Genomic DNA, 4,328 nt, shown 5'->3' on the forward strand with positions numbered 1-4,328 from the left:
GATCTTCGACCTCGTCGACTACGGCATCGTCGGCGACCTCTTCCAGGTCGTCCCCCAGCTCACCGACGAGGTCAAGACCCGCAAGGGCTGACCCGGCAGGGGGCTGTACGTCCACGCGACGGGCCGGGGCCGCGCGGTGTTCTCACCGTGTGGCCCCGGCCCGTTTGCGATCACCATTGACGGAGGTCCAGCGGACTTATAGCTTCACCATACGGATTATTGATTCCGGTGAGCGGAAACAATGACGGGACGTGCGGAGGGTGCGGAGATGAGTCATCAGGAGAAGGTGGCCACGAGCCTCGCCGGTGCGGTCAGCGCGGAGATCAGCGCAACCCTCGCCGAGGTGGACGCCGAACTTGCCCGCCGCTACCCGGGAGACCCCGGCACCCGCCAGCCCGTCCACACGGTCTACGTCCCCGGCGATGTCTTCGCCGCGGACACCATCCGGTCCTGGGGAGACCGGGCGCTCGGCGCCCTCGACGAACACGCTCCCGACGCGGCCTCGTTCGCCGCGGTCCTCGGCGTCCCCGAGGAGCTGGCCGTTTCCGTCCACGACCGGGTCCGCGCCAAGCTGGATCGGGAGCCCGTCGAGGATCTGCGGATCGACTTCGAGGACGGCTACGGCCCACGCCCCGATGCCGAGGAGGACGAGGCGGCCGCCCGCGCCGCCCGGCTGGTCTCCGCGGCGTACGGGAACGGCACCGCCGCCCCGTACATGGGCATCCGGATGAAGTGCATGGAGGCTGCCGTGCGCGACCGGGGCATCCGCACCACGGACATCTTCCTCACCGGTCTGATGCAGGCGGGCGGTCTCCCGGACGGCCTGGTCCTCACCCTTCCCAAGGTGACGTACCCGGAACAGGTCACCGCCTTCGTCCGGCTCCTGGAAGCATTCGAGGAGGCCCACGGCCTGGCGGCCGGCCGGATCGGCTTCGAGATCCAGATCGAGACCAGCCAGTCCATCCTCGCGGCCGACGGCACCGCCACCGTGGCCCGCATGATCGACGCCTCCCGGGGCCGGGCGACCGGCCTGCACTACGGCACCTTCGACTACAGCGCCTGCGTCGGCGTCAGCGCCGCCTACCAGGCCAGTGATCACCCGGCCGCCGACCACGCCAAGGCCGTCATGCAGGTGGCAGCCGCGGGAACCGGCGTACGTGTCTGCGACGGCTCGACCAACGTGCTGCCGGTCGGCCCCACCCACCGGGTCCACGAGGCCTGGCGGCTCCACTACGGGCTCACCCGCCGCGCGCTGGCCCGCGCCTACTACCAGGGCTGGGACATGCACCCGGGCCATCTGCCGACCCGTTACGCGGCCGTCTACACCTTCTACCGAGAGGGCCTGGAACAGGCCGCCGCGCGCCTTGCCGCGTACGTCGCGAAGGCCGGTGGCGATGTCTTGGACGAACCCGCCACCGCCAAGGCCCTCAGTGGCTACCTGCTGCGCGGTATCGACTGCGGCGCCCTGGACACCGCCGAGGTCGCCCGCCTGACAGGGCTGACACGTGCGGACCTCGACGCCTTCGCCACCCCGAGGCGCGGCGGGCTGACGGTTTTCGGCGCCGTAGATCCCGGAGGCCCGGCCCGTAGCTTCAGCCGCGCAGGAGGATCTCGACGGTCCCGCTGAAGAGGGCCGGATCGTCGAGCCACGGGAAGTGACCTGCGCCCGGCTGGACAGCCGGTTCGGCCCTGGGGGAACAGCCCCGCGACGGCGGCGGCGACGCGGGCCGCGTGCGGCCCCGCACCACGGCTCGGCTGTGCGCACCACGGCGGCTTCGCGGCGGTGCTCCTCGGTGGAGTCGACACCGAGGGCACGCGCACGGGCGGTGATCGGCGCAGGGGTCCGGATGTGCCGGAGGTGCCGGACCGCGAGATCGCCGCCCGCGGGGTGCGCCAGGACGTCCGCGCGGTCCAGTGCGAGGTGATCGCGGAGCGCCTCGACGCCGTACTGCGGCGCACACGGGCCTGCGGTGGCCGTACGGCGGCGCTTCGTGCCTCAGGCGGGCGGCAGTTCGCCGGAGCCGCGGGCGATGAGGGACGTCGGGAGTTCCACCCGCGTGGGCGCGTCGTCCGCCCCGTCGAGCCGTCGGAAGAGGCGCTCGGCCGCGGTTCGGCCGACGGCCGCGGCGTCCTGGGAGATGACCGTGATGCCCAGCAGGTCGGCGAGTTCGATGTCGTCGAAGCCGACCAGGGCGATCGGGTGCTTCTGCTCAGCCAGCACGCGTACCGCTGTGACCGTCACGCGGTTGTTGCCGGCGAACAGAGCGGTGACCGGTTCGGGGCCCTGGAGCATCTCCTCGACAGCCGCCCTGACCCGTGCCGGTTCGGTGGAGCCGAGCGAGACCCAGGAGTCCGCGATCGTGATTCCCGCGTCCGCCATCGCGGCGTGATACCCGCGCACACGCTCGATGGCGGTGTGGATGCGCGGCTGGTCGCCGACGAAGCCGATCCGGCGGTGGCCGTGCGCGATCAGATGGGCGACACCCTCGCGGGCGCCGCCGAAGCTGTCGGAGAGGACCATGTCGGCGTCGATCCGGCCCGCCGGGCGGTCGACGAAGACGGTGGCGACGCCGGCCTTTATCTCCGGTTCCAGATAGCGGTGGTCGTCGCCGGCCGGGATCACGATCAGTCCGTCCACCCGGCGGGCGCACAGCGCGAGCACGAGTTCCTGTTCCCGCTCCGGGTCCTCGGCGCTCGAACCGTTGATGAGCAGGGCGCCGTGCGCGCGGGCGACCTCCTCCACGGCGCGGGACAGCGGTCCGTAGAACGGGTCCGCGAGATCCTCCAGCACCAGACCGATGGAGGCGGTACGGCCCTTGCGGAGTACCCGCGCGCTGTCGTTACGGCGGAACCCGAGCGCGTCGATCGCCTCCTGGACGCGGCGCTCGGTATCGGGGGTGACCCCCGGTTCGCTGTTGACCACGCGGGAGACCGTCTTGAGGCCCACTCCGGCCCGGGCTGCCACATCCTTCATGGTCGGCCGGTTGCCGTAACGGGGCTCGGGGTGACGGGCGGTCTCTGCCACGATGCGCTGTCCTGTCGTCGAGTGCGGATGCCCCGGTGTCCCGAAGCGGGTAACTGCTGAACGGGGCCGGAGGCTGTGGCGTCGAGCATAGGCCCTGGACAACGTTGTCAACTGAATAGAGACTATGCAGACCATTCACTGAATCCGCAGGTCCCACCCCCTCACTCATCCGGAGCCCACACCGATGCATAACGACCTCGTCGCCGCACTCGACATCGGCGGCACCAAAATTGCCGCCGCTCTGGTGGACGGCAGCGGCGCGCTCCTCGTACGGGCGCAGCGGCCGACGCCCGCCCGGGAGAGCGGCGAGACGGTGATGGGGGCCGTGGCGGACGTGCTGTCAGAGCTGACCGCCTCACCGCTGTGGGTGCGGGCGACCGCTGTCGGTATCGGCAGCGCAGGCCCGGTGGACGCCTCGGCCGGGACGGTCAGTCCGGTGAATGTTCCAGGCTGGCGCGACTTCCCACTGGTGGAGCGGGTCCGGGAGGCTGTCGGCGGACTGCCCGTCGAACTGGTCGGCGACGGGGTTGCGATGACCGCCGCCGAGCACTGGCTCGGTGCGGCCCGCGGGTACGACAACGCGCTGTGCCTGGTCGTATCGACCGGAGTCGGCGGTGGTCTCGTGCTCGGCGGCAAGCTGCGTCCCGGTCCTTCGGGCAACGCCGGTCACATCGGCCACATCAGCGTGGATCTCGACGGTGACCTGTGCCCGTGCGGTTCGCGCGGCTGCGTGGAGCGGATCGCCAGCGGGCCGAACATTGCGCGCCGCGCGCTGCAGGGCGGCTGGCAGCCCGGTCCGGACGGGGACGCCACGGCCGCCGCGGTGGCCGCTGCCGCGCGTGCCGGTCACCCGGTCGCCATCGCCTCGTTCGAACGTGCGGCCCAGGCGCTGGCCGCCGGGATCGCCGCCACCGCCACGCTGGTGGAGATCGACATCGCCGTGATCGGCGGGGGAGTGGCCGGCGCGGGCGAGGTCCTCTTCGCTCCGCTGCGCCGAGCCCTGCGCGACTACGCCACGCTCTCGTTCGTCCAGCAGCTCACGGTGGCCCCCGCGGTGATGGGCACGGACGCGGGTCTGGTGGGCGCCGCGGCGGCCGCCTCGCCGGTCCGGCCGGAGGGGGCGGCCGCCGCGCTGGCGGTCAACGGCTGAACGGGCTTCACCGGCCGGTCGCCCGGCCGACGCGGCGCACCCGGCGGCACCGACCGGCCTGATGCCGGAACGCCCGCCCCGCGGCCCGGGCCGCCGGGCGGGCCTGACCGCCCCGGGCCTCCGGCGCGTCAGTGCGCCGGGCCGCCCCACCGC

2 protein-coding genes and 1 pseudogene are annotated in these 4,328 nt (G+C 72.6%); 2 read left to right on the top strand and 1 reads right to left on the bottom strand.

Annotated elements, in window-relative coordinates; all coding sequences use genetic code 11:
* Nucleotides 1–268: 268 nt before the first annotated feature.
* Nucleotides 269–1,555: pseudogene (locus ACFVXE_RS38685) on the top strand (DUF6986 family protein); the annotation flags it as partial.
* Nucleotides 1,556–1,996: 441 nt separating this feature from the next.
* Here ACFVXE_RS38685 and ACFVXE_RS38690 read toward each other — a convergent pair.
* Nucleotides 1,997–3,025 (bottom strand): LacI family DNA-binding transcriptional regulator, encoded by a 1,029-nt coding sequence (locus ACFVXE_RS38690; RefSeq protein ID WP_389678448.1) that lies wholly within the window; start codon nucleotides 3,023–3,025, stop codon nucleotides 1,997–1,999.
* 184 nt (nucleotides 3,026–3,209) lie between these two features.
* Between ACFVXE_RS38690 and ACFVXE_RS38695 the strand changes: the two genes are divergently transcribed.
* A complete protein-coding gene (locus tag ACFVXE_RS38695) occupies nucleotides 3,210–4,175 on the top strand; it encodes an ROK family protein (protein WP_389678450.1) in 966 nt (321 codons plus the stop codon).
* Nucleotides 4,176–4,328: the final 153 nt, after the last annotated feature.

The organism is Streptomyces sp. NPDC058231 (genome assembly GCF_042882275.1).
Lineage (GTDB): Bacteria > Actinomycetota > Actinomycetes > Streptomycetales > Streptomycetaceae > Streptomyces.

Bases quoted from the DNA above. Each gene is read 5' to 3' on its own strand.
- ACFVXE_RS38695 (WP_389678450.1), top strand. From the start codon at position 3,210: ATGCATAACGACCTCGTCGCCGCACTCGACATCGGCGGCACCAAAATT.